This window comes from Pedobacter sp. ISL-64 (genome assembly GCF_018613605.1).
GTDB lineage: Bacteria > Bacteroidota > Bacteroidia > Sphingobacteriales > Sphingobacteriaceae > Pedobacter.
Genome location: NZ_JAGGPU010000011.1, coordinates 118,699 through 144,473 on the forward strand (window position 1 = coordinate 118,699; position 25,775 = coordinate 144,473).

Here is a 25,775-nt window from a genome sequence, read left to right on the forward strand (position 1 = left end):
GCTTCAAAAAAGAAATACTTTAAATCACAACCTTGCAGTAAATTACGCAAGCATTATGCTATTTTCTCGTCAGTTTTTTTTGCCAGCATCGCCATGCGGAACTGATAACCACAGTAACCGCTAATACCGGCAACCAAGCCACTTAAAATTCCCGTAACCAACAGCAGTGCCCACCACAATTTTACACCAGTCATCACGGCCACACGGCCAGCAAGGACGTTATCATTAGGCAAGCTTTTAAATAAAGCATATCCGATCCAAAGTAAGAAAACAGCAAGAAAAGACTGCCAAAAGGCTATTTTTCCTGTTTTGCCAATAATGCCGCAGGTGGCAAAAGAAATTACAATAATGATCCACCAGGGGGCAATCATTTGTAAAAGGAAACAGATTATTAATATAACAATGAAAACCATTTTAGCCTATTTAGAAATTTTTAAACGAGAAATAACCGTACCCGATTTATCATCAGGACTTTGCATATAAAACAGATCGTACAATTTGCCATTTGCCCAGGTATCGATCATATTGTCATAAAATTTGCTTCCAGGATTACCTGATTGGCCACCTGGATAAACCCCATGTCCTTTTGGCGTTTTACCCAGTTCGATCACCATCCGCCATGAAGGTCCGTTGGCTTCGCTCAAAGCATTAATGGCAGTTTTCGCACCACCAATCTGTAAAACTTTCGAGCCGAATCCTGGTATTTTGGCCAGGTGTGGCACATTGGTCTGTTTTACATTTGCCCAGTCCCAATCTTTGTTTATCGGCCCAAAGCGTCTTTCCAAACTATCGCAGCTATATTTAAAAGCTTCGTTAACCAGTTCAGATAATGTTTCTTTTTTGCTGGTATTGATATTATCATACCATGTTGCATTGGGTTCCTTCAAGATCATTTCCACCGTGCGGTCTCTCGAAGGGTAACGCATCGGGACTCCTTTAACCTCGAATTCGTCCGCCCAGATATCATGTGATAAGCGTTTGGTCCATATCTCAAATACGCTGGCTGCAATTTCATGAGCATCATAACGTTTGTTCCACTTGTTCAGGTATGCCAATGCTTCTTTTTGTGTTGCGTTTAATTGTTCGTTGTTTAATAAGGGCAATAAAGCAGGAACCAGGTTTTGTGCCATAATGCTATAATTATCAGTCTGCATCAAACGGATGCTATCCAATGTAGCCTTGTTCATGGCCGATAAGCGGTCATTGATCCTTTTGCCTCGCTCGTAAGGTGCAAATTCCCAGTTGATGTAGTATGGATAGGTGGTATCGGTAGAAGACTGATTTGCAGAGCTTACAAAGCCACGCGGCGGATTCTTAACTGTTGGATTCTGTGCATTCGGGATCCAGCCATGCCAATCGTAGGCCGGGTCTGTGCCATCAAGGATAAACTTGCCCTGATCCTTCCACTTTAGGGGGAATTTACCATTTGGCGTAATGGCAATATCATTATCTACACTAGCAAAAACAAAGTTTTGTGCAGGTGCGGTATAAAAAGTTAAGGCCTTACGGTAGTCGTTATAATTTTTCCCACGGTTCAGGTAATAGAAAGTCATGAGTTCGTTCGACTCATCATGTGCGATCCACCTCAAAGCGTCGCCAACAGGCACATTATCTGCCCTGCCGTATTTTGGTTTCTGGAAATATACCACCGGCCCATGATGCGTGTAGTAAACGGTATCTATTTCATCTTTTCCACCACGGATTTTAATCGTTTCCAATCTCTTTGTTGTGGCTTTCCATTTATTGTTGTACCAATATTCGTTGTGGCTGGAATCTTTAAACTTGATCTGATAAAAATCCAGTACATCGGCTGCAACATTGGTCACGCCCCAGGCTATTTTCTGGTTAAAACCTATAATTACGCCAGGAGCGCCAGGCAATGAAACGCCATAAGTATTTACGCCCGGTGCATGTAGTTGGATCTGATACCAGATTGAAGGAAGTGTTAAATCCAAATGTGGATCGTTTGCCAAAATCGGATATCCTGATGCAGTTTTGGCTCCAGATAAAGCCCAGTTATTACTGCCAATGCCTTCTATTTTTTCGGTTGTTTTTACCCGGCCGGTTTGCGCCTGTGTGAAGCTTTCTGGTGTTTTAGGTGTTGCTAAAGGAGAGAAATCCCATTTTGTGCCAACAGGGATGATCGGGTCTTCGCGGAACGGATAATCCGGGAAAAGATTTTTGGTCACCTCGGGGCCGAATTTTTTCAAGATGTTTGTCATGTAAAATTCGTCAGAACCCATGGCTAAAACCGCCGACATCTGTTTTAGGAGCAGCGCACATTTTACAGGCGTCCAGTTTTCAGGCTTAAAATCGAGTATTTTGTATTCTAAAGGATAATTGGCTTTAGAAAGCGTTTTGATATAGGCATTGATCCCTTCGGTATAAGCTAAGATCATTTCTTTTGCCTTAGGATCGGCCATCATACCTTTTAACGAGTTTTCTGCGCCATAAACCATACCCATCCGGCGCTGGTAGCGATCTACCTCTATCGCTTTATCGCCAACTACTTCGCTAATTCTACCCGCAGCAAAACGGGTCTGGAAATCCATTTGCCAAAGGCGGTGCATAGCGGTTACATAACCTTGTGCCAGATATAGATCGTGATCATTCTGTGCAAAAATATGTGGAATCATACGGTCGTCAAAAACGATTTCGATTTTATCTATTGCCCCTTTAATTTTCGCTTTATGGTTAAACATAAAATGATTGTTCTCTGCATTTTGCCAGAAACCCATAAACGGATCTAGGAATTTCAACAGTGGAGGTGTACTACCTAATTTGGTGTTAAATAAAAAAGCTAATGCTATCGGAATAATGATGCAGAATACGGCTTTAATTTTATTCATAATGGTTAGCTAACAAGTCTTTCGCTAAAGATAGGGCAAAATGACGGTTTATGTTTAATGCAAAATACAACAAACTGTATATCAATCAAAATTATAATTCGAATTGAAATTATTATGCTAACATAATTTGTTTAATTCAAAAAAAGAATTTAAGTTTATATAACTAATAATACAAACAACCAAATTAACAATCGTTTATGAGCAGAATTTTTACACAGATCTTCTATGTGTTATTATTTGTGTACGCAGGTAATATTGCGGCACAAGCACAGAGTATTACGGTGAGCGGTACCGTAAAAGACAAGCAATCGAAAGAAGGCCTAGCTGGCGTGAGTTTAACCATCAAAGGCCATTCGGGCGGTACAGCCTCCACAAGCAACGGTAGTTTTACATTTACAACAACAGCTAAAGTTCCCTTTACGTTGGTGGCGTCTTACGTGGGCTATGGTACAGTAGAACAGCAGGTTACCGGGAATGCGACGGGAATTAACCTGGAACTGGAAACAGCAGTGGTTTTGGGAGGGGATGTGGTTGTTTCAGCATCACGTACGCCTGAGCGTATTTTAGAATCACCGGTTTCTATCGAGCGGATGAGTGCTGCTTCGATCAGGGAAATTGCCGCACCATCATTTTACGATGCTTTGAACAATATGAAAGGTGTAGAAAGCAGTATGCAGAGTTTAACTTTCAAGTCGATTAATACGCGTGGTTTCAATTCAAATGGTAATACCCGTTTTAACCAATATATAGATGGAATGGATAACCAGGCCCCTGGACTGAACTTCTCAGTGGGTAATATTGTGGGTATAACCGAGCTCGATGTAGATAATGTAGAGCTTTTACCAGGTGCTTCATCTGCTCTTTATGGTGCAGGTGGTATTAATGGTACTTTATTAATGACTTCAAAAGATCCTTTTAAATATCCCGGCGCAAGCTTTCAGTATAAAACAGGGGTAAACCATGTAAATGATGACAATAGCAGCGTGCAGCCTTTCAATCAGTTGGATGTGCGCATGGCAAAATCATGGAACAATAAGTTTGGCGTAAAAGCGGCATTTTCGTTCCTTCAGGCTAAAGATTGGTACGGAAATAATTATTCAAACTTCGATAGGGTAGCAAGAACTGCAAAATCTGGCGATAGAAACAGCGATCCAAATTACGACGGAATCAACGTTTACGGTGATGAGGTAAGCCAAAATATGCGTAATGTGGCGCTAAGTGTTCAAAATGCAACCATTGCCGGAATTAATGCAGGGTCTGGTGGTTTAATACCAAACATTAAAACATTAATGGACGGGACTTTTGGTGCCGCCATTCCAAATGCAGCCCAGCAAGCGGGGTTTTTGGCGGGATTACCATCTGCATTGCGTGGTCCGGTACAGAATTATTTTCCTTTTTATGTTGGTTTGAAAGCAGGTTTAATCCCTAATCAAAATATTTCAAGAACTGGTTATAATGAAGAAAACCTGGTTGATTATAGTACCAAATCGTTAAAAGCATCTGGTGCATTATATTACAACATCAGCAATACAGTACAAATAGTTGGACAGGCCAATTGGGGAACAGGAACTTCGGTATATACCGGTTCTGACCGTTATTCGCTCCGCAATTTTAATATCGGGCAATATAAATTAGAATTAAAAGGTGAAGATTTCTTTCTTAAAGCCTATACTACGCAGGAACGTTCGGGTGATTCTTATATTTCTTCTATTTTGGGCAGTTATATTAATGAATTATCAAAACCATCAACAAGCTGGTTTCCACAATATATTGGTAATTATGTAGGTGCAAGAGCTGCAGGTCAAACTGATGTACAAGCACAGGCCTTTGCCAGAAGTATTGCAGATCAGGGACGTTTCGCGCCTGGTTCTCCGCAGTTTATACAGGCTAAGGATCAGATTATGAATACCACCATCAGTGCCTCAGATCCTAGTAAAGGTATTTATGGTGCAAAGTTCGATGATAAATCTAACCTTTACCATTATGAGGGAATGTACAACTTTACCAATCTTTTTGATAAAGTGGTAGAATTTCAGGTTGGTGCATCATACCGTTTATATGACTTAAATTCGGCCGGAACAATTTTTAATGACTTAACAAATTCTATCGATATTAAAGAATACGGTGCATTTGCGCAGATAGGCAAAAAACTTTTTAACGATAAGGTTAAATTTACTTTTGCAGGTCGTTATGATAAAAGTCAGAATTTTGAAGGCCGGTTTACACCAAGGGTAACTGGGGTGTTCACAGTTGCAAAAAACAACAACATCAGGATTTCTTACCAAACAGGTTACCGTAACCCAACCACACAGAATCAATACATCGACCTTTCGGTAGGTGGAGGTTCTCAAAGATTGATTGGCGGTTTGCCAGAAATTATGTTTTCTAAATACCATCTTGATAGTAATAAGCCTTATACCGACGTAAGTTACCGTGCGTTCTTAGCCTCGGCAGCTGCAACAGGAACACCTAACCCTGCATTGTTGCAACAATATACTTTTGATGCAAGGGGTGTCCGTCCAGAGAGTGTTCAATCTTATGAGTTAGGTTATAAAGGATTGCTTCTTCCTAATTTATTGGTTGATGCTTATGGTTATTATAACATTTATAAAGATTTTATCACTGCAGTAGATGTTTATCAGAATGTTAACGGAAGTTTTGTGAAATTCGGTGTTCCGGTTAATGCAGAAGGTAAAGTAACCTCTTATGGTGCAGCTTTAGGTTTAGATTATTTAGTGGGTAAATATACCATCAGCGGTAACGTTTCCTATAATGAAATCGGCGATTTACCAGTTAATTACATTAACGATTTCAATACCCCAAAAATCCGCTACAACCTGGGTTTTGGTAATAAAGAAATTATTAAAAACTTTGGTTTTAATTTGGCGTATCGTTGGCAAGACCAATTCTACTGGAATTCTTCTTTTGCCTCAGGTCAGGTACCTGCATACAGCTCTTTGGATGCTCAGGTGAGTTTAAGGATCCCTTCAGTACAATCAATCATAAAACTTGGCGGTTCTAACGTGCTGAACAAATATTATTTTACTTCTTACGGAAATCCATCGGCAGGCGCTATCTATTACGTAGCCATTAGTTTTAATCCATAACCAGTTAATTGAGTTTTAAGGGCCTTCTATGCTAAAAGTATAGAGGGCTTTTTTGTGCCACTATACGACTGGTTTATCCTTGTTGCTGCTATCTGCATCTGTAAAAAGATCAATGTCGACCGATAAACGGTGACCGAGATAAAGACTAATACATAATTTGATTTTTAGATATCTCGACCGGTTTGGTCAATACCATTAATGGCTACTTCATTCACTAAACCTTGTCCGTAATATCTAATTAGTTCATTTTTTTCATCACTATTTCCCCGCTCCAATACTCTTTGAATAACAGATTTATATTGGCTTTTCCAGTTTATTTTATCAAAATCTGTATCCCAAAAAAGTATCTTTCTGATAATTGATAAATCAGGTTTATCGGCTGCATTCTGTTTATCTTTTTCTTTCTGTATCTCATAGTAAGCCTGGAGTATCAGCATGGTACCCTCTTCTAAACCTAAAATTTGATCTAGCTTAATGGAAAGTGAAGCTGTAACTCCTCTCTTACCTTTTGTAATATCATTTAAGGTTTGAGGATATTCGTTTAAAGAAAGCGCCAATGGGCCCTTTTTAAGCCTCCTTTTTTTAAGCTCCCGTTCCAGTATAAAGCCGGGATGGATACCTTTAAACTTATTGATCAATTTTTCCATGTTCAAAAATAAACAAAAATGTTTATAAATTTATGTTTGTAAATAATTTACAATCTAGCTTTCTATTAAATAAAGGATGATACTAAATCTTATGGTAAAATTGTGAAATAACATGGCTTAGTGTAAAAATCACACTATTAAAACAATCTTTTCATAAAAAAGCTACACCCCTTTTGTAAAATATTTGTATTATAGTACTTTCTTAAGCACATCCCGGTTTAAGAACCATGAATTTAAAATTTTGAATAAATAAGGATGGAAGCGCAAAACGACAAACCTAACGAGACAAGTGATCTGGTCGAAAAGGAGCAAGAAATACAGCATTTAAACAATCCAGTTGATATATCGGTAAAGCCAATTGTTAAACAATACCTCGGTGCAGTTAAAAAAGTAAAAAAGGAGGGCAACCGTTTTTATTTTTCTGACGGTGATGCAAGAGTAGAAGTTCGGGTGGTAAGCGACGATATTATCCGCGTTCGCCTGGCTCCTCATGGCGTTTTCTTAGAGGATTTTTCTTATGCCGTACCCGAAGTAGATCAAAAAGTGTCTGTTTTTAAAATGCAGGAACATGATGATCATTTCACGATTTCTACCCATGCGGTAACCTGTAAAATAGAAAAAGCAAACTTCCATATTTCTTTTTCTGATAATATTACCAATGTAGTAATGGTTGATGAAGCCAATTCTATGCACTGGGAAGAAAATGTAGATTTTGGTGGTTATTATATCTACGCAACCAAAAAATGCCACCCCGAAGAAAATTTCTTCGGTTTGGGTGATAAATCTGGTAATTTTAACCTGCGGGGCCGCCGTTTCGAAAACTGGAATACCGATGCTTACTCCTTCGGTTGGAACCAGGACCCACTTTACCGTACTATACCTTTTTATATCGGTTTGCACAATCAGGCTGCCTATGGTATCTTTTTCGATAATACCTTTAAATCATATTTCGATTTTGGTGGCGAAGACGTAAATAAAACCAGTTTCTGGGCCGATGGCGGAGAACTGCAATACTATTATATCCATGGCCCGCATATTATGGATGTTGTTAAACGTTATGCAACTTTAACGGGAACACACCCTATGCCACCAAAATGGACTTTGGGTTATCAGCAGTGCCGCTGGAGTTATTACCCCGAAACAAAAGTTAAAGAAATAGCCAAGCAGTTCAGGGAACGTAAAATCCCTTGCGATGCCATTTATCTGGATATCGATTACATGGATGGCTACCGCTGTTTTACCTGGAATAAAAAATACTTCCCAGATCCGCGAAGAATGATCAAAGAGCTATCTGATGATGGTTTTAAAACCGTTGTAATGATCGATCCTGGAATTAAGGTAGATGATGATTACTGGGTTTTTAAAGAAGGTAAAGAGAAAAGATTTTTCTGTCGCCGCAGCGACGATTATTATATGGAAGGGCATGTTTGGCCAGGGCGCTGTCAGTTTCCCGATTTTACCAATCCAAAAGTACGGAGCTGGTGGGGTAATTTATATAAAGAGCTGGTAGATATGGGCGTTGCAGGTTTCTGGAACGATATGAACGAACCAGCTGTGTTTGGTTCAGGAACTTTCCCCAACGATGTCCGCCATAATTATGATGGTTACCGCGGCTCACACCGTAAGGCACACAATGTTTACGGCATGCAGATGGTGCGTTCTACCTACGAGGGCTTAAAAAAACTGATGCGCAATAAACGTCCGTTTACGATTACAAGGGCTGGTTATGCGGGCATGCAGCGTTATGCAAGTGTTTGGACCGGCGATAATATCGCAACCTGGGAGCATTTAAAGATCGGAAATATACAGTGCCAGCGTTTATCGGTTTCTGGTGTGCCTTTCTGTGGAACAGATATCGGCGGATTTAGTGGTGAGCCAGATGGAGAGTTGTTTACCCGCTGGATCCAACTAGGTACATTTTCTCCTTTTATGCGTGCACACTCTGCCGGCGATACCGCTGAACGGGAACCTTGGAGCTTTGGCCAGTTTTTCGAAGATATCAACCGTAAGTTTATCGAATTAAGATATCGTTTAATGCCTTATCTATATTCGGTTTTCTGGGAGCATCATCGTTATGGCTTTCCTATTTTAAGGCCTTTAGTGATGCTTGAGCAAGAAAATATCAGCAACAGCTTCCGTCAGGATGAATTTTGCTATGGTGATAAACTATTGATATGCCCGGTTTTAGAACAGGGTGCAATATCTAGAAAAGTTTACCTCCCAAAAGGTACCTGGTATAATTTCTGGACCAACGAAATTCTGGATGGCGGTAACGAGTATACGGTTGATGCAAAGATAGATAGTATGCCAATGTTCGTAAGGGCAGGTACAGTTTTGCCAGAATATCCGGTAATGCAATATGTTGATGAAAAATCTATTACCGAAGTGGTATTAAATATTTATCATAGCGATTACGAGGTTAATTCATACATGTACGAAGATCATGGCGATACTTTTGCTTACGAGCAGGATATTTATCTGGAAAAAAAATTCACTGTAAAAGGCGATACTCAGGCCATTAAAGTGAACCAGCGTAATGAAGGATTGTATACGCCTAATTATGAATTTTATGTTTGCAATGTTATCGGCGTAAAATTCCAGGTCAAAAAGATCATTATCGATAATAAAGAGGTGAAAGACTTTTATACCGATGATCAGAATATCCTGCATTTTAAATGCAATAAGAACTTCTTAGAAATACAGATCTTGAGTCTGTAAACATTGAGCCCCAAATCCTGTTTGGTATTTGGGGTTTCATCTAATCTAACCAAAATACCTATGCCAGCAGCAAAAAAAGTTCTTGTAAAAAAATCATCCCAACCAAAGACTGATAAACAGAAATCCGTTTGGATACACAGTTTATTTACCGATTACGATATCGATCTTTTTCTTGTAGGAAAGCATTTTAGGCTTTATGAGAAAATGGGCTCACACTTAATTACTGTTGATGGAACCGCTGGAACTTATTTTTCGGTTTGGGCTCCAAATGCCATCCGTGTAAGTGTAGTGGGTAATTTTAACGATTGGGACAACGCTGCACATCCGCTGAGCATAAGGTGGGATAAATCGGGTATCTGGGAAGGTTTTATCCCTGGAATTGCAAAGGGTGAAGTTTATAAATATTTTGTTAAAGGTTTTGATGAATCTGAGCATTTAAAAGGCGATCCTTATGCCAGAAGATGGGAACATCCGCCACAAACAGCTTGCATTGTTTGGGATACCGATTATACCTGGAAAGATAAAGCCTGGCTTAAAAAAAGAGCAAAAATAAACGCTTTAGATCAACCCATCTCGGTATATGAGATACATCTAGGCTCTTGGGAGCGCGATCCGGATAATCCAGAACGTGTTTTGAACTGCAGGGAAGTTGCTGGCAGGCTAGTGCCTTATGTAAAGGAAATGGGTTTTACGCATGTAGAACTGATGCCTGTAATGGAGTTTCCGTATTTCCCTAGCTGGGGTTATCAGATTACAGGTTATTTTGGTGCAAGTTCGCGTTATGGTTCTCCACAGGATTTAATGTATCTGATTAACGAGCTCCATAAAGCAGATATTGCAGTGATATTGGATTGGGTTCCTTCTCATTTCCCAGGTGATAGGCATGGTTTATATGAGTTTGATGGAACACATCTGTACGAACACGCCGATATGCGGAAAGGCTTCCATCCAGACTGGAAATCATACATTTTCAATTATGATCGAAACGAAGTACGCTCTTTTTTGATTAGTAATGCGTTGTTTTGGATTGACCAATATCATGCAGATGGCCTAAGGGTAGATGCCGTAGCATCGATGTTATATTTCAATTTCTCCAGAGAAGATGGAGATGCCGCAACAAACGAATATGGTGGAAGTGAAAACTTTGGGGCCATACAGTTTTTGCAGGACCTGAATGTTGCCGTTTATGGAAATTTTGAGGGTGTACAGACCATTGCCGAAGAAAGCAGTACTTACCCTGGTGTAACCCATCCGGTACATGCTGGCGGATTAGGTTTCGGCATGAAATGGATGATGGGCTGGATGAACGATACCTTAAAGTATTTTAAAGTAGAAACCCTCGGCCGGAAACACCACCACCATCAGTTGAGCTTTAGCATGACTTATGCTTTTACCGAAAATTTTATGTTGCCTTTCTCTCACGATGAAGTCGTACACGGTAAATCGCCAATGTTGTATAAAATGCCTGGAGATGACTGGCAGAAATTTGCAAATTTAAGGGCACTTTATGGTTATATGTTCACCCATCCGGGAGCAAAACTGCTGTTTATGGGGAATGAGTTTGGCGAAACCAACGAATGGAATTTTACGCAATCGCTAGATTGGCATTTGCTTCAATATGCGCCACACAAGGGTATGCAGGAAACCGTTAAGGCTTTAAACTTTCTGTACCGCAAAGAACCAGCATTGTATCATTTCAGTTTTAGTTATGAAGGCTTTCAATGGCTCGATGCCGATAATGCAAACGAATCTGTCTTCACATTTATGCGCAAAGGTCCAAAAGCAAAAGATACTTTGGTTATTGCAATAAACTTAACGCCGGTGGTGCGTGAAAATTATAGAATTGGTGTTCCTTTTAAAACCAAATGGACAGAAATTTTTAATACTGATGATATTGTTTATTATGGAGGCGGCATTAATAATCGCGGGGATATTGTTCCTGATCCAGAGGGTTATAACGGACAGGAATATTCAATAATTGTCGATTTGCCACCCTTGGCTGTAGTGATTTTTAAGAGCAAATAAAAGATTGTTTGCTACTATTATCACGCCAAAACTTCAATTTTTTCTAAAATGTCTTAAAATAAGAAAAGCCTTCCATTGCTGGAAGGCTTTCTTAAACTCTGGAGTGGAAGCTTCCAGAGAGGGTGCAAAGATACAATAACTCTTTTCTCTTGCAAGTATTATCTGCTAAAAAAAAATATCGCAGTCTCTTTGCCGTCAATTATTCTTACCGATTGATATTTCAAGTTCTTTTTACCAGCAAAAAAAATCGATTATTCTAAGTTGTTGGAATATTTCACATGGACTATCTGCTTGGATGTCTGTAATTTTTAAATTCTTTAGTTTTGTTGATAAATATCAATAAAACAGGATTTTACGTTTCGGTAAAGGCTTTAATGAATAAAGTGAACGGATAATTTGGTGCTGGCCCGCAGTACTTTTGTATCACGAGCAAACAAACAAAATTTAATTTTTACGTCATCCCAAACTTACATTGAAAAGGCGCTCTTGTCTATCTTTCTTGGTGTTTGTGTGCGTTTTTTTTCCTGTGTTTTTACATGCGCAGTGTTTAAAACCGAAACGAACTTATGCAAGCCATCAGGGTTATCTCAGAGAAGGACTAGGTATACTAGGTGGTCCTGCACTATTTTACGGGGAGATTGAAAATGCCGACAACGCAGTAAATGGTGTGGTTACCGATGCATCGACGCTAAAAGTAGGTTTAGGGCTCCTAAATGCTGCTGCAACAACTCAATTTTTGGAATTTAAAGATGGAGGACTGACAAGTACATTTGCAGCTAATACTTCAGTGATAGTCAAAATATCTGTTCCCAGTCAGTTAGTGGGGGTTTTAACAGGAGTAGAGATCGGTTCCTTTACAAATATGCATGATGTTTCTGCCTCTTGGCCACTTATTGGTTTGGGGAATTTTGCAGGGCAGGATGCTGTAAAAACACCTATTTATACTTCTGTAAATATTGCGGAAGTTATAAGTGGAACAGGGGAAATCGAGATTGCCTTAACACCACATCAAGCATTTAACGGGGTGTATGTAAAGCTTTCCAGCATAGTGGCCTTAGGTTCTTCCATTAAGGTATTCCATGCTTATGTTATGGAAAATACCACTACGCCACTAGCCTGTAATGAGGTAGTTGATGTGCTTTCTGGTGTGATTCCAACGGTTGTAGGCGGAGTTCTTAATGTTACTGATTTTGTTGATAAGCCCGAGCGCGCAATTGACGGAGATGTAGAGACCTTCGCGGCGTTGAATACGGGGGTTTCTGTTCTTAATAAGGTTTTTTTATCTCCAATCTACGGCAATCCTTCGCAACCTGGAGATGAGGTGACTATTATTCTTTCTAGTCCTTCAGCTCTTCTTGAGGCTGATCTATTGACCGGGTTTACTGTTCAGCCTTATCTCAATGGGGTAAAAGCTGGTCCGCCGTTTAAGAAAACGGGTACTTTTCTGAGTATTGATCTGTTAACCGGAAGTACTGATAAGTATGTAATGACTTTTCCAGTAAGCACTTCTTATGATCGTTTGGAGATTTCTGCGGGAGGTGTTCTTGGTGCTCTTGGTGCTATAAGGGTGCATGAAATAATACGCAAGCCCGCTAAGCCTATAAGCGCAGGTATCGTAAATAATAAGTATGAGCAAGAAGTGTGTCAAGGTTCAACGGCTACCTTTACACTTAACAATTTGCAGGCCTGTACCACATATAAATGGTACGATGCTGAAGCCGGAGGGAATGAGGTCGGATCCGGTTCAACCTTTGCGCCGCCAACAACACTTACCGATGGTTCATACGATTATTATGTGAGAGGAGTTAAAACGTATTGTTCAACCGAAATTTCGGATCCCCTAAAGGTTACACTTAAAGTAAATCCACTACCAACTTTAAGCGTTCCTGGGACAACTATTTGCAGCGGATCTTCAGCAATACTTTCAGTTACAACACCTGATGCTGGCTTCACCTACAACTGGTATTCAGCGGTATCAGGAGGAACAACACTAAAAACAGGAAATAGCTATACTACCCCTGCTCTTAGCACAAATACTACTTACTATGTTGAGGCAGTTAATCAATTAACAGGTTGTAAAAATGCAAGTCGCGAGCCTGTAAATGTTATTTTAAATCCATTACCGAATTTAACCTTGGAACCAAATCCTGGAATTTGCGAAGGACTTACTACAACCAAAATTCCTTACGCTAATCCGGTTTTCGACCCCATTAGTTATAACATCTCCTGGGTAGCTGGACCAATTTCGAATGTTTCAAACCAAACTTTGCCAGCAAATGAAATTACGATCAGTGTTCCATCAAATACACCGGTAGCAGTATATCAAGGGGTATTAACCATTAAAAATGCAAACGGCTGCGAACGGGCTATCCCTTTTAGTTTTAGGGTAAAGCTTGTGCCACATAAACCTACAGTATCTATTAATTAAAAAAGAAAATAAATTATTCATCCCTAACAAATTAACATTATGACAAAAAAATCTACAAAACGCAATCTAAGAATCTTTGTATTCTTAATGTTCTTATTGCCGCTGGGTGCCTTTGCACAGACGCCAAATGTATACCTGTGCGGAACAGGTACAGTAAAATTGAATCCAACTTTTACCGGTTATACACCTGTTAATGGCGATAAAATTGTATGGACCGTTGACGGAACTGCGCAAACTCCAGTTGTATTTGATGGAACAAATGCATTTTATCAGGTTCCTACAGGATTAGCAGTGGGAAACCATACTTATTCTGTTCAGGTTCAGCCAGCAGATGCGAATCTCTGTCCTAGTGATGCCTCTGATAATACCGTTGTAGAAAAATTACCTACGCCTATTATCGCTGTTGCAGCTCCAGGAAGTGTTTATTGTACCGATCAAACAGCGACCACGGTAATTACGGCGAGTAAGGATGCTTCAATAACATTACCAACTGGTGTAACCATGACTTATGTTTGGTCTGCAACTCTCGGTGGCACTGGAGTAGCGGATATTACAACTTTGGGTGCAGCATCTGGTTCGGGAGATACTTTTACGCTTAAGGCTGGCATGGCTCCAGGCGCGTATGTTTTCACAGCTATTGGAAGTTATGCTACAGGTGGTGTTCAGATTGTGCCTGCAACAACTTGTACTGCAACTGCCGGCAAAGCAATCACTGTTACTGTTAAACCAGGTAAAGCAACTATTGCTGTAGCACCATAAAGGCGTTATTGCCTAACAAGCTCTAACCATCATGATGTTTAACAGATTAGGGATAATTGTGTTCAGTGTGCTGTTGCTTTCTGCAACAGCATGCTTTGCGCAATCTAGCAATCCGAATACGCTTAACCTTAAACCAGGCGTTACTGTTAAACTGAGGGCCAATGGTACAGGTGCTACATCTTATCAATGGTTCAGAAATGGAAACGCCATATTAGGTGCTACCGAGCAAGATTATGTGGTTAACACCGCAGGAAAATACACCGTTATTACTTTTAGCTTAGGTGGCTGTAGCTCCGATCTGTCTGAAGAAATGGAAGTGGTTATGGAGACAGCCATATCAGCAGATGTTTCCATAGTTAAAAGATCTGAAAGCAGACAGGTAATCAATACTGAGGTGTTTAAATACAATTTATTGGTGCGCAATAATGGACTTGGTGAAGCTACCAACATACAGGTAAAGGATGACCTTCCAGAAAATTTAACCTTCGTAAGTGTTGATCCAACTATTGTGGGTACCGCAAGTTATAACGATCAAACCAAGACAGTTTCCTGGGCGATCCCGTCACTTGCCAATGGCAGTTTTGTTGAGCTGATCATTAATGTAAGAGCAATGAAACCTGGTAATGTTGTTAATAGTGCCAGGGTTACCATCAATGAAATAGATCCCGATCCTTCTAACAATATATCAGTTGATACCAAAGAAATTACAGGGCTTAAAATTCCGAACGTATTTACGCCAAATGGTGATGGAAAGAACGAAACCTTTTTTATTGAACGCCTCGAGAGTTACAGCGAAAACCGACTTACCATTATTAACCGCTGGGGAAGCACGGTTTATGAGAAAGATGGTTATTTAAACGATTGGACCGCGAATGGTTTGGTAGATGGAACGTATTTCTATGTGCTTAAAGTAAAAACCGCAAGTGCTCAATGGCAGGAATTTAAAGGTTATGTTACAGTTATCAGGTAAATGGAACTAAAATGTGAGGATATGAAAAAGATAATTTTAACGGTATTGTTTAATTTAATCGGCCTGTGCCTGTTCGCGCAACAGAATGCCCAGTTTGGACAATATATGTTCAATGGTTTATACATCAATCCCGCTTACGCAGGCTACAAAGAAGAACTGTATATGCAGGCCTTTGTGCGGGCGCAATGGACAGGTATTCAGGGCGCTCCCCAAACGCTTTCCATATCGGTAGATGAAGCGGTTAAGGAAGAAAGTTTAGGTTTGGGTTTATTGGTGTCGAAAGATAAAATTGGCGCACAGAACTCGTTAAACCTATCAGGGAATTTTGCGTATCGCATTAAGCTAGACCGTACCGAAACTAATGTACTTGCTTTTGGCGTTGGAGTGGGAGTAATGCAGATGGGGCTTAACGGAAGTTTATTAGATCCAAATGAAACCGGCGACAATAAGATTCCGACAGGATATGAAAGCCGAATTGTACCCGATATTAGGGCTGGTGTACATTATTCGAACGAAAAATTTTTTATCGGTTTCTCTGCCAATAACCTGCTTACACAATACCTTCCTGTTTTTAGGGATAATAATCTTTTAAGTATTACGTCTAAGCCGCATTTTTATTTAACGGCGGGAATGGTATTTCCAGTGAACAATGATTTTATGTTCAAACCTACTTTTTTGATCAAAGATGATTTGAACGGGCCAACCTCACTGGATCTTAATGCTTTTTTAATGATCAAAGAAAAACTTTGGTTAGGTGCTGCATATAGAACCTCTGTAAAATTTTATCCTAAGCCAGCATTACAAAGCGATTTAAGGGCAAGGAGTGCTATCGGATTGATTACTGAGTTTTTTGTCCGCGAAAACCTCCGGATTGGCTATGGTTACGATTATAGTTTAAATAAATTCGGTAGCTATGATTATGGCTCACACGAAATATCTATTGGGTATTATCTGCAAACTGCAAAAAGCAGAAGGCCAAAATGTTACTTCTAATAATCGGGTGCCTTCCACCCGGACCTTCTTTATTTCTTTTCTTTTTACGGAGTGTCTATTATTCTGCATGTGGTCTGCGCGCATTTGCTTTTTTCATAAAAAAAATGAACGGAATGAATGTTATAAAAAAGTTTCGCCTTATGTGTTACGTTCTTTTTTAAGATTGTCAGCCTCTGCCATGCATATTCTATTCGTTGTTTAATAAGACTAAACTCAGCATTTTTACCCGAATAAATCAGTTTGTGCTTCAAAATATTAAGAAATATTCATTATAAAGGTGTTTAAACATCATAATTGCCTTAATAATCTACTTTATTTTTATATTCCGTTAAAAAACGCTATAATTAAGGGTCTTAAGTCTATCCCTATTTGTGTATGCTCGAATCCCGAAAGGTATTTTTAGTAAACGCTGTATTAAATTATTTCAGCAGTTTATGCCCTATAACCTCTGGATTTATCCAGGAAATAGAAAAAAATGTAGATACTCTTCTAATCAAGAAAAATAAATACATTTTATCTCCCATTGATAATAATGATTATGTTTTTTTCGTAGTATCAGGCTTGGTAAGAGGTTTTATTAAAGATGGTAATAAAGAGATTACCACTTGGATCAGTTTAGGGAACGAATTTATTGGAGCGATTCAACATCCCGATGAAAACGTTCAGCCCTCAATTGAATATTTGCAGGCATTGGAAAATTCAGAATTGGTTGCCATTCCACACTTATTGATTGATAAGCTTTACGCTAGTTACCAGGAAACGAATGTTATTGGTAGAAAGATTTTAGCGCTCCAGTATCATGCCGCCTCAGAGCGGGCCATAATAGCCAGAATTCCTTCGGCAGAAAGGCGTTATGAAAAATTTTTGGAGCTAAGCTCTTTTGATATATCTAGAGTGCCATTAAGGTGTATAGCCAGTTATTTAGGTATGCGTTTGGAAACACTTAGCCGCATACGCAGTAAGTTGGTAAAGGAGCTGGTGTAGTTAAAAAAAACTGTTTCGCGGTTGATCATAACAGGTTAAGTCGATCTGTGCGAAGAATACTCATTTTAAACGCTATGTTTACATAACATTATACACTTTTTACATATTGATGTACAACCTTAAATTGCATATACTAAACATCATATTTGTATTTAAATTTGGGTAAGTAAAAATTAAATCAACGGGACGATTTAGATTACATTCGTAAGCCTCTCTTTTTTAGGGAGGCTTATTTTGTTTCAGCCTGCTAGTCCTTATATACCCAGTTGAGCCTTCATTCAATATTGTTAATGTTTCTGATTAGTAGTATATTTATGTATGGAAGTAGTAGTAGGATTATTAATTATGTTACTTGGCATTCCTTGGAAAAAGATAGGAAAGTGGCTGGAATTTGAAAAGTAGTGGCATTTGGATATGAATGATACCCTCTGGAAAAGCATACAGCAATTTGATTTCGATCATCCACCGGGCGAATATAACTTTTCGATCAGGTTGGCTAGTGAAAACCAATGGACAAAAGACTTTACCGAAAAAGCCATATTAGAATATAAAAAATTTATGTATATGGCGGCCATTTCTGATGTAATAGTTTCGCCTTCCGCCATTGTAGATACGGTTTGGCATCAGCACCTCATTTTTACACAATCTTATCAGGATTTTTGTGCGCTGGTTGGTAAGCAGATCCAGCATGTGCCCTCTACACACCAAAAAGAGCAGGCAGAACAGTTTAGACTGGCAAAAGAACGGACAAGTCGCATTTATCATGAACATTTTGGAACACAGCCCAAAGCGATTTGGGAATATGATACCATGTTGGCCGGCTTGAAACTCGAACCGGCCAAACTTAAAACTGGTTTTTTTGTCTTATACGGTGTACTGGTTTTCATCTTGCTTACAGTTCCTTCTTATTACTTGCTTAAACCTGTTTATATCCATATTGATAATCCTTATTTTATTTTGGGTTTTCTCGGGTTGGCGCTTCCCGCCTATGTAATACTCAGTTTATATACCAAAAACAGATTTAAACAGATTGCGCGCGATTTCGATCGGCAGTCGTTCGTTTACCACCTTAAACCATTTGAGTTGGTTTATCTTGAAAGACAACAACTTGCCGAGGTAATAAACGGGCCTATAAGCGAACTTATTCATGCGGGTGTGCTAAACGTAAATGCCCATCGCCGTATTTATATTTCAAAGGATGTAGATAGCCTCTCCGGAGAGCAGCTTCAGGTTGTTTCGGTGTTAAAAGATAGGGGCGAAGTCTTCTATCCCGAACTGCTAGGGCAATTGCAGACAAGGGCGATTTTCAGAAACACCGCCAGAAGTATGGATGCATTTAAATGGCATTTTAGCCAGTCGAAACAGTTTGCACAACTGTTTTACTTAAATTTTACAGTTTTTGCCGCACTTATTATGTTTCCGCTCATTCGCTTAACTACAGGTATTGTAAGGGATAAACCCATTTTTGAGATCGCACTTCTGACAGGATTTTTGGTGATTTTTATGGTTAAACACCTTTATGTGCTCAACCAGCAGTTTTGTGCCCGTACCATCCCTGATTTGTATAAGTCGGCAATTTTGCCTGCAATAAAAGATGAACAGGATTGGCGATGGAGTTACTTTTTATATGGATCGACTGTGTTAACTGCAGCCCTTGTTCCATTGGTAAGTTACGAAAGGAGTAGAGGGGGAGACGGCGGCGGAGCCAGTTCTTGTGGTTCATCCTGCGGAAGTTCTTGCGGTAGCTGCGGTGGTTGTGGAGGCGACTAATAATTTTTGTTGCTTTAAATTAAAATCTTCATCAAATCTTAATCTTTCTGCCGTAATATTGTAGGCATAAGGGGTGAGAGCCTTATATCAACTTCTAGTTGAGAGTGTTAATTTAGATAGAGGATGTAGCCAGTGGCTACATCCTTTTTTTATTCCTGGCATGTGGATATGAAGAGGCTAAATGTTTGACTAGACGATTTCAAGTTTTGTCTCTTCAAGATCCTTCAATAATGCGGATACCTCGTTCCAGTGATTTATCCTTTGGTGATGATCTTTTTCTACATTGTGAAATGCTGTAAACATTAAGGCTTTTCCCTTACAGAAATCAAGGTTTTTACAATGGTCGTCAATTAAATAATCGGTATCTATTATGCTCTTATCGCCACAAAAGATGATATTCTTCCAGCTGATAAAAGGGAAGTGCTCTGCAAGCCACTCGCGTTTTTCGAAGAGCGATAAGGGGAATTCCATGGCGGCTGAAACGATATAGATCTCGTAGTCTTCCATTAGTTTTTTTACGGCTTCAACAGCGCCTTCCATTACCGGCAGGTTCCTGAAGAAGCCTGTTCTATTGCAGATCTTCATTACCATTGCCCTGTCTGGAAAAAGTTCTTCTTCCGATTTGCCTTTTATATCGTTGCGGGTAAGCGAAATGCCTGTTTCTGCCTGGTAGGTCTGAAGTATATGGTCTTCTATGTCGGCGAGAACGCCGTCCATATCAATGCCTATTGTTTTTTTCATGATTTGCTATATTTTGCAACAAAAATATTTAATATTGCAATATATTGCAAATTATAATCCTGATAAATTTATATATTTGCAATATATTGCAGTAGTATGGTAAAAGAAGAGCGTCTACAGATCATTATTAATACCCTGGAAAAAGACACCAAGGTGCGGTTGAACGAATTGAGCACATTGTTAAACGTATCAGAAGATACGGTTCGCCGTGATATTAAGGAGCTCGATATGCAAGGGCTGCTCAGGGCGGTTAGGGGTGGCGCAATTGCCCATTCGCCCATTCCACAGCATTACCGGGATAGGGAAAAGTACAATCAGCAGCACAAACAGATTATTGCAAACAAAGCCTTAGCGTTTTTGAAAGATGGTCAGGTAGTGTTTTTCGATGGTGGCACCTCGGTAGTAGCACTGGCTGCCGCATTGCCTAAAGATTTAAAAATCACCATTATTACCAATAGCTTTCCTGTTGCCAATATTTTGGAAGACCACCCCAATGCCGAAGTGATATTTGCCGGCGGAAGGTTACATAAAACGGCATTTACCACCATGGGGCAAGAAACTATCGATACTTTTAGAAAGGTCAGGGCCGATGTTTGTATGCTTGGTATCTGTAGTTTGCACTATAGTATGGGTATTACCTCCATTATATATGAAGATGCCCAACTTAACAACATCATGATTAACCAGGCGCAAAAAACCATCGCGCTATCCGCACTCGAGAAAATAAATACTGTAGAGTCTTACTATGTTTGCCCGGTTACCGATGTAGATGTAATTATTACTGAAACAGATTCTGATAATGCAATCCTGAAGCCTTATAAACATTTGGGAATTGAAGTAGTTTAGGAAGTGTTAAGCGATTATTTACAGGCAATGGCTCAATAGAAAATAATAATAGATGAAGTTTTTATATACCGCACGTGGAACATACGATGAAAATTTTGATCAGGAGGGGATGTCTTGGGATAAATATATCGAATGGGCTAAGTTGTTCCATTTAACCGAGCTTGTTTCGCTTGACGGAATGCTAGATGAGGTTTTAGTTGAGCCAGATTACAACAATGGCGAGGACTGGGATTTTATCCATGTTGCAGAATTGTATCAGACTAACTTTTTTACAACAGTCGATTACGTTTTCAGACGGATGGTTCCTAGGAATAAATTTAATCTCTTGACTGTTGTTGTTGAACCAGATCGGGCAGGTAATGATATCTTGGTTGATGGGTACGAATTTGTAGGTTATGAACTATTGGATCAGGAATTTGATATTAGTGCTTTAACCAATTGCGGCGGTTTTGATGAATCATTTCTGCCGTCAGATTTAAACGATAAAGGGCTTATTGGTGACTTTAAAAAAGCATATGAAATAAAGAAACTTCTATTGGAAAATAATCCTAAAGAGCACCATGCTGATACCAACGTGATTGCTGTTTGGCGACATAGAACAATTGGGAGATCAACCGAATAAATGAAAATACAGATCATAAGTGATTTACATCAGGAGTTTGGTGTTTCTGAATTACCTTTCGGAAATGCTGATCTGGTCATTCTGGCAGGCGACATCAACTTAGGTACAAAAGGTATAGAATGGATTAATGAAAATATTCCAGACAAACCTGTGATTTATGTTTTAGGTAACCACGAATATTATAAAGGAACGTATCCCAACACGCTCAATAAAATAATGGAAGCCTCAAGGGGTTCGAATATTAGTGTGCTGGAGAATGATAGTATTGAACTTGAAGGGATAAGGTTTCATGGGGCGACTTTATGGACAGATTTTTCGCTATTCGGAAATCCCGTAGAATATGGTATAATTTGTCAGAGTAAAATGAATGATTATCGGATGATTAGAAGGGATTCCACGTACTCAAAATTAAGGACGATCGACACCTATAAAATCCATCAGATTTCTAAAAAATGGCTGCAGAAAAGCCTAGAAGAATCAAAGGCATATAAAAACGTTGTTATTACCCATCATGCGCCAAGTATAAGATCTGTACCAGAAGAGTATAGAAAAGATCCGGTTGCTTCAGCCTATGCATCAGATCTCGAAGATGTCATCATCAAATACAAACCGGCTTACTGGGTTCATGGTCATATTCATACTCCGGTAAGGTACAACATTGATGAAACTGAGATTATTTGTAATCCCCATGGATATATTAGTGAAAAATATAACGGTTATCAAAAAGAACTGATAATTGAAATTTAAAAAACTTTCCTGTATAGGTATGTTGCTTGACCAAATAACGGATTATAAATAAGATTTTCACGTTCGAAGAATTTTTAATGCTATTGTATTACAAATACCCCTTAAATAAGAAAAGAGACAATCTATCCAGACTTGTCTCTTTTTTCTAACCAAATATAAACCTGTTATGAGCCAGGCTTTGTCTTTAATCTTCTATCTAAACCGGGGTTTTTCAAGAAAATGATTTATCTTTTTTTGTGGTGATAAACATCGTTCCGTTTATTACTCTACAAATATAGTAAAAAATTTGATAGTGTAAAAAATACACTAAGAAAAATTTAAGTATTTTTTTTGTCATTTTTTATTTACCGACCCTTTTGTAAGAGATTTTGGTGTTTAAAACGTCTGTGTTGCAAATATAGCAGAAAAATATGTTAAGTAATTGTTAAATATTGTCAATTTATGGTACGATTTAGTCAAACGTTTGTTTAATTCTTGGTAAAAAGTCGATTTTATGAAATTTACTGGCAATTTTTTGGTCTTTGTAAGATATTAAGTGGATTTTTGATGTGAATATTGAATAAAAACAATTTTAGATGTGGTTTTGAAATTGAATTTTATAGGTGAAAATTGTGTTTAAAACAAAAAGGCAACATTAAATGAATAATGTTGCCTTTTATATAGCCTTGTAAAGCGCTTAAAGCACTTTTTTGTTACAAACTTGCGTAATATTCTACAAATTTAGCTAGTGCAGAAGAATATCCCCATTCGTTATCGTACCAAGATACCACTTTAACGAAATTATCATTTAATGAGATACCTGCTTTTGCATCAAAAATAGACGCGTGGTCATCGCCAATAAAGTCAGAAGAAACAACTTCGTCTTCAGTATAAGCCAATACCCCTTTTAATTCGCCTTCAGAAGCTGCTTTCATAGCTGCTTTAATTTGCTCATAAGTAGCTGGTTTTTCTAAACGTGCAGTTAAATCTACAACAGAAACGTCAGCCACAGGAACACGGAAAGACATACCAGTTAATTTACCTTTTAATTCAGGTAAAACCATACCTACTGCTTTAGCAGCACCAGTAGAAGAAGGGATAATATTAGAGAAACCGCCACGGCCACCTCTCCAGTCTTTAGCAGAAGGACCATCAACTGTTTTTTGAGTTGCAGTTACAGCATGGATTGTGCTCATTAAACCTTCAACAATACCAAAGTTATCGTTTAAAACTTTAGCAATTGGCGCTAAACAGTTTGTAGTACAAGATGCATTAGAAACAATAGTTTGATCTGCAGTTAATTTATGGTGGTTTACGCCCATTACATAAGTAGGGATATCGCCATCTTTAGCAGGAGCAGAGAAAACTACTTTTTTAGCACCGGCAGCGATGTGTTTCTCAGCATCGGCACGGGTTAAGAATAAACCTGTAGATTCGATCACTACTTCAACACCTACAGCATCCCATTTTAAATCAGCTGGATTTCTTTCTGCAGTTACGCGGATTGTTTTACCATTAACCACTAAATTACCATCAACAACTTCAATAGTGCCATCAAATTTGCCATGTGTAGTATCATATTTTAACATGTATGCCATATAATCTGGCTCGATCAAATCGTTAATCGCTACAATATCTAATCCTCTTTTTAATGCGGCTCTGAAAACCAGTCGGCCAATACGGCCAAAGCCGTTTATTCCAATTTTGCTCATTGTTCTGTTAATTAATGTAATGTTTTAATAAATTTTGTATTGGTTCTTTAATAATGCTTTTAATTTTTATGTTGTATCTGCCCGCTACCAACCTTAACCGGTCTTCCAGCTCGGCACCTACCTTACCTACAATATGTATCTCCCGGTCGTTGTATTTTTCTGCCATCGGCAAAACATAAGTTTCGATATATTTTTCAAATCCTCCATCAATCAGCTTACGGATGTATTCGTGTTTACTGTTTTGGGTAAAGAAATCGAAAAATGAGGTTAAAAATATATTCGCCTGTGGCTTATTGTAAATACGTTCTAATATTTGAGGGCGGTCTAGATTGTACGTTAAGGTGAATTTGGTTTCAATGTCTTTAGGCATTTTAAGGCTCAGAAATTCCCTTAGGAGTATTTTTCCAAAGTAATTTGAAGAACCTTCGTCGCCTAAGATATAACCCAAACCAAAGTTATTGTTTATCGGCTTTTTTCCATCAAAGTAAGCGCAATGTGCACCACTGCCCAGCATGCCAACGATCCCTGGTTGATCATAACAGGCGGCTTTGGCGGCACCGAATAAATCATTTTCTACTACAATTTTGCTGTATTTGAAAAATGATGCAAGGGTTTTGGCCAATTCCTCTTTTCTGTCTGCTGATGATGCTCCGGCTGCAAAAAAATAAATTTTCTTTATGTTTTCTGCATTGTTAACCAAAGCAACTTTTTTGTTTAAAATCTGTAAGATCGTTTTTGGATCAACAAAGCAAGGGTTTAAGCCAGTAGTATTGCAATGTGCAACTACCTGTCCATTTTGTGTTATTTTCCAAAATGCTGTTTTCGATCCGCTATAAACAACTGCTATCATATTATATTGAAAGTACCTCTGTCATTTCCATTAAATCGGGCTCGAGTTTAAAAGAATGAGCGGTTAAAGCCTCTCTTATGCTGGTTAATTTTATTTCGTTTCCCTTTAAGCCTACCATTTGCTCCGTTTCGCCTGCAATTAACGCATTTACCGCGGCAAAACCTAAACGACTGCCCAAAATTCTGTCGAAACTGCTTGGGCTACCACCACGTTGAAGGTGGCCAAGTATGGTTACTTTGGTATCGTAATGATCAAAAGTTTCTTTTACCTTCTTAGCAATATCGTAAGCGCCACCCTGTTTATGACCTTCAGCCACGATAACAATACTCGATGATTTTTTTGTAGCCGCGCCTAAGGCCAGTTTATTAATCAATTCGTTAACGCTGGTTTCCCTTTCAGGTAACAAAACAGCTTCGGCACCACTGGCAATCGAACTTCTTAATGCAATACATCCCGAATCGCGGCCCATTACTTCTATAAAGAACAAACGGTCATGCGCATCGGCGGTATCCCTGATTTTATCAATCGCTTCGATTACTGTATTAATAGCAGTATCGTAACCCAGGGTAAAATCAGATCCAACTAAGTCGTTATCAATTGTACCTGGTATACCGATTACCTTAACTCCAAAAGTTTCCGAAAAACGTTTCGCGCCGGTGAAGGTTCCGTCGCCACCGATTACCACTAGTCCATCAATACCGTTTTTCTTTAAGTTATTGTAAGCAATCTGTTGACCTTCGTCTGTTTTAAACTCTAAACAGCGTGCAGTTTTTAATATGGTACCGCCCAAGTGTAAAATATTACTTACAGAACGGGCGTCCATTGGTTTTATGTTGTCGGTAATTAAACCCTGGTAACCTTGCATTACACCAAACATGTTAATGCCATGGTAAATTCCGGTACGTACAACAGCTCTGATTGCAGCATTCATTCCAGGGGCATCGCCTCCAGAAGTTAATACGGCTATATTTTTTATATTTGGCTCCATCTTTATAATACGAATATAGTGTGTATTTTTTACACTAAGT

Annotated in this window: 19 protein-coding genes; 12 read left to right on the forward strand and 7 right to left on the reverse strand. The window is 38.9% G+C overall.

The features are described from left to right. Window positions 1-53: 53 nt before the first annotated feature. Together J7E57_RS16740 and J7E57_RS16745 are read right to left on the reverse strand one after the other, a co-directional pair. On the reverse strand, window positions 54-413 hold the full coding sequence (locus J7E57_RS16740) for a hypothetical protein (RefSeq protein ID WP_215132044.1): 360 nt from the start codon (window positions 411-413) through the stop codon (window positions 54-56). A gap of 6 nt (window positions 414-419) precedes the next feature. Then, on the reverse strand, window positions 420-2,849 hold the full coding sequence (locus tag J7E57_RS16745) for a penicillin acylase family protein (protein WP_215132046.1): 2,430 nt from the start codon (window positions 2,847-2,849) through the stop codon (window positions 420-422). A gap of 197 nt (window positions 2,850-3,046) precedes the next feature. On the opposite strand from J7E57_RS16745, the gene J7E57_RS16750 reads away from it, so the two are divergent. Further along, the gene (locus J7E57_RS16750; RefSeq protein WP_215132048.1) at window positions 3,047-5,956 is read left to right on the forward strand and encodes a TonB-dependent receptor; all 2,910 of its coding nucleotides are present in this window, start codon (window positions 3,047-3,049) and stop codon (window positions 5,954-5,956) included. Window positions 5,957-6,120: 164 nt separating this feature from the next. Here the strand turns inward: J7E57_RS16750 and J7E57_RS16755 are convergent, their stop codons facing one another. Beyond that, window positions 6,121-6,603, reverse strand: coding sequence for a transcriptional regulator (locus J7E57_RS16755; RefSeq protein ID WP_215132050.1), 483 nt, complete (start codon window positions 6,601-6,603; stop codon window positions 6,121-6,123). 255 nt (window positions 6,604-6,858) lie between these two features. Here J7E57_RS16755 and J7E57_RS16760 point away from each other — a divergent pair, with 255 nt between their 5' ends. The 8 genes from J7E57_RS16760 to J7E57_RS16795 all read left to right on the forward strand — a co-directional run bounded on the left by J7E57_RS16760 (window position 6,859) and on the right by J7E57_RS16795 (window position 19,250). Then, the gene (locus J7E57_RS16760; protein WP_215132052.1) at window positions 6,859-9,321 is read left to right on the forward strand and encodes a glycoside hydrolase family 31 protein; all 2,463 of its coding nucleotides are present in this window, start codon (window positions 6,859-6,861) and stop codon (window positions 9,319-9,321) included. Between the two features lie 60 nt (window positions 9,322-9,381). Continuing rightward, entirely contained in the window at window positions 9,382-11,346 is a 1,965-nt protein-coding gene (gene glgB / locus J7E57_RS16765) for a 1,4-alpha-glucan branching protein GlgB (protein WP_215132054.1), read from the forward strand. Between the two features lie 508 nt (window positions 11,347-11,854). After that, entirely contained in the window at window positions 11,855-13,774 is a 1,920-nt protein-coding gene (locus J7E57_RS27350; protein ID WP_215132056.1) for a hypothetical protein, read from the forward strand. 39 nt (window positions 13,775-13,813) lie between these two features. After that, complete coding sequence (locus J7E57_RS16775) at window positions 13,814-14,533, forward strand: hypothetical protein (protein ID WP_215132058.1); 720 nt, start codon at window positions 13,814-13,816, stop codon at window positions 14,531-14,533. Window positions 14,534-14,564: 31 nt separating this feature from the next. After that, window positions 14,565-15,503, forward strand: coding sequence for a gliding motility-associated C-terminal domain-containing protein (locus J7E57_RS16780; RefSeq protein WP_251029949.1), 939 nt, complete (start codon window positions 14,565-14,567; stop codon window positions 15,501-15,503). Window positions 15,504-15,524: 21 nt separating this feature from the next. Then, window positions 15,525-16,496 carry a type IX secretion system membrane protein PorP/SprF gene (locus J7E57_RS16785; protein WP_215132060.1) on the forward strand — a complete coding sequence of 324 codons (972 nt, stop codon included), beginning with the start codon at window positions 15,525-15,527 and terminating at the stop codon, window positions 16,494-16,496. A gap of 375 nt (window positions 16,497-16,871) precedes the next feature. Further along, window positions 16,872-17,480, forward strand: coding sequence for a Crp/Fnr family transcriptional regulator (locus J7E57_RS16790; RefSeq protein WP_215132061.1), 609 nt, complete (start codon window positions 16,872-16,874; stop codon window positions 17,478-17,480). 414 nt (window positions 17,481-17,894) lie between these two features. Then, the gene (locus tag J7E57_RS16795) at window positions 17,895-19,250 is read left to right on the forward strand and encodes a glycine-rich domain-containing protein (RefSeq protein WP_215132063.1); all 1,356 of its coding nucleotides are present in this window, start codon (window positions 17,895-17,897) and stop codon (window positions 19,248-19,250) included. A gap of 189 nt (window positions 19,251-19,439) precedes the next feature. On the opposite strand, the gene J7E57_RS16800 is transcribed toward J7E57_RS16795, so the two are convergent. Next, entirely contained in the window at window positions 19,440-19,991 is a 552-nt protein-coding gene (locus J7E57_RS16800) for a 5' nucleotidase, NT5C type (protein ID WP_215132065.1), read from the reverse strand. A gap of 96 nt (window positions 19,992-20,087) precedes the next feature. Here J7E57_RS16800 and J7E57_RS16805 point away from each other — a divergent pair, with 96 nt between their 5' ends. The 3 genes from J7E57_RS16805 to J7E57_RS16815 are packed head-to-tail and all read left to right on the forward strand — an operon-like array spanning window position 20,088 to window position 22,206. Continuing rightward, window positions 20,088-20,837: a DeoR/GlpR family DNA-binding transcription regulator gene (locus J7E57_RS16805; protein WP_215132066.1), complete on the forward strand. Its 750-nt coding sequence runs from the start codon at window positions 20,088-20,090 to the stop codon at window positions 20,835-20,837. A gap of 52 nt (window positions 20,838-20,889) precedes the next feature. Next, entirely contained in the window at window positions 20,890-21,459 is a 570-nt protein-coding gene (locus J7E57_RS16810) for a hypothetical protein (protein ID WP_215132068.1), read from the forward strand. Continuing rightward, window positions 21,460-22,206 carry a metallophosphoesterase gene (locus tag J7E57_RS16815; RefSeq protein ID WP_215132069.1) on the forward strand — a complete coding sequence of 249 codons (747 nt, stop codon included), beginning with the start codon at window positions 21,460-21,462 and terminating at the stop codon, window positions 22,204-22,206. Between the two features lie 692 nt (window positions 22,207-22,898). On the opposite strand, the gene gap is transcribed toward J7E57_RS16815, so the two are convergent. Genes gap through pfkA form a run of 3 tightly spaced genes read right to left on the reverse strand, consistent with a single transcriptional unit; the run spans window position 22,899 to window position 25,735 of the window. Further along, a complete protein-coding gene (gene gap / locus J7E57_RS16820) occupies window positions 22,899-23,897 on the reverse strand; it encodes a type I glyceraldehyde-3-phosphate dehydrogenase (protein ID WP_029280245.1) in 999 nt (332 codons plus the stop codon). A 7-nt stretch (window positions 23,898-23,904) separates the two neighbouring features. Continuing rightward, complete coding sequence (locus tag J7E57_RS16825; RefSeq protein WP_215132071.1) at window positions 23,905-24,747, reverse strand: hypothetical protein; 843 nt, start codon at window positions 24,745-24,747, stop codon at window positions 23,905-23,907. 1 nt (window position 24,748) lies between these two features. Beyond that, the gene (gene pfkA / locus J7E57_RS16830) at window positions 24,749-25,735 is read right to left on the reverse strand and encodes a 6-phosphofructokinase (RefSeq protein ID WP_108200905.1); all 987 of its coding nucleotides are present in this window, start codon (window positions 25,733-25,735) and stop codon (window positions 24,749-24,751) included. Between the last annotated feature and the right edge of the window lie 40 nt (window positions 25,736-25,775).

Bases quoted from the DNA above. Each gene is read 5' to 3' on its own strand.
- J7E57_RS16740 (WP_215132044.1), bottom strand. From the start codon at position 413: ATGGTTTTCATTGTTATATTAATAATCTGTTTCCTTTTACAAATGATT.
- J7E57_RS16800 (WP_215132065.1), bottom strand. From the start codon at position 19,991: ATGAAAAAAACAATAGGCATTGATATGGACGGCGTTCTCGCCGACATA.
- J7E57_RS16755 (WP_215132050.1), bottom strand. From the start codon at position 6,603: ATGGAAAAATTGATCAATAAGTTTAAAGGTATCCATCCCGGCTTTATA.
- pfkA (WP_108200905.1), bottom strand. From the start codon at position 25,735: ATGGAGCCAAATATAAAAAATATAGCCGTATTAACTTCTGGAGGCGAT.
- glgB (WP_215132054.1), top strand. From the start codon at position 9,382: ATGCCAGCAGCAAAAAAAGTTCTTGTAAAAAAATCATCCCAACCAAAG.
- J7E57_RS16780 (WP_251029949.1), top strand. From the start codon at position 14,565: ATGATGTTTAACAGATTAGGGATAATTGTGTTCAGTGTGCTGTTGCTT.
- J7E57_RS16815 (WP_215132069.1), top strand. From the start codon at position 21,460: ATGAAAATACAGATCATAAGTGATTTACATCAGGAGTTTGGTGTTTCT.
- J7E57_RS16790 (WP_215132061.1), top strand. From the start codon at position 16,872: ATGCTCGAATCCCGAAAGGTATTTTTAGTAAACGCTGTATTAAATTAT.
- J7E57_RS16745 (WP_215132046.1), bottom strand. From the start codon at position 2,849: ATGAATAAAATTAAAGCCGTATTCTGCATCATTATTCCGATAGCATTA.
- J7E57_RS16810 (WP_215132068.1), top strand. From the start codon at position 20,890: ATGAAGTTTTTATATACCGCACGTGGAACATACGATGAAAATTTTGAT.
- J7E57_RS16760 (WP_215132052.1), top strand. From the start codon at position 6,859: ATGGAAGCGCAAAACGACAAACCTAACGAGACAAGTGATCTGGTCGAA.
- J7E57_RS16825 (WP_215132071.1), bottom strand. From the start codon at position 24,747: ATGATAGCAGTTGTTTATAGCGGATCGAAAACAGCATTTTGGAAAATA.
- J7E57_RS16775 (WP_215132058.1), top strand. From the start codon at position 13,814: ATGACAAAAAAATCTACAAAACGCAATCTAAGAATCTTTGTATTCTTA.
- gap (WP_029280245.1), bottom strand. From the start codon at position 23,897: ATGAGCAAAATTGGAATAAACGGCTTTGGCCGTATTGGCCGACTGGTT.
- J7E57_RS16785 (WP_215132060.1), top strand. From the start codon at position 15,525: ATGAAAAAGATAATTTTAACGGTATTGTTTAATTTAATCGGCCTGTGC.
- J7E57_RS16805 (WP_215132066.1), top strand. From the start codon at position 20,088: ATGGTAAAAGAAGAGCGTCTACAGATCATTATTAATACCCTGGAAAAA.
- J7E57_RS16750 (WP_215132048.1), top strand. From the start codon at position 3,047: ATGAGCAGAATTTTTACACAGATCTTCTATGTGTTATTATTTGTGTAC.
- J7E57_RS16795 (WP_215132063.1), top strand. From the start codon at position 17,895: ATGAATGATACCCTCTGGAAAAGCATACAGCAATTTGATTTCGATCAT.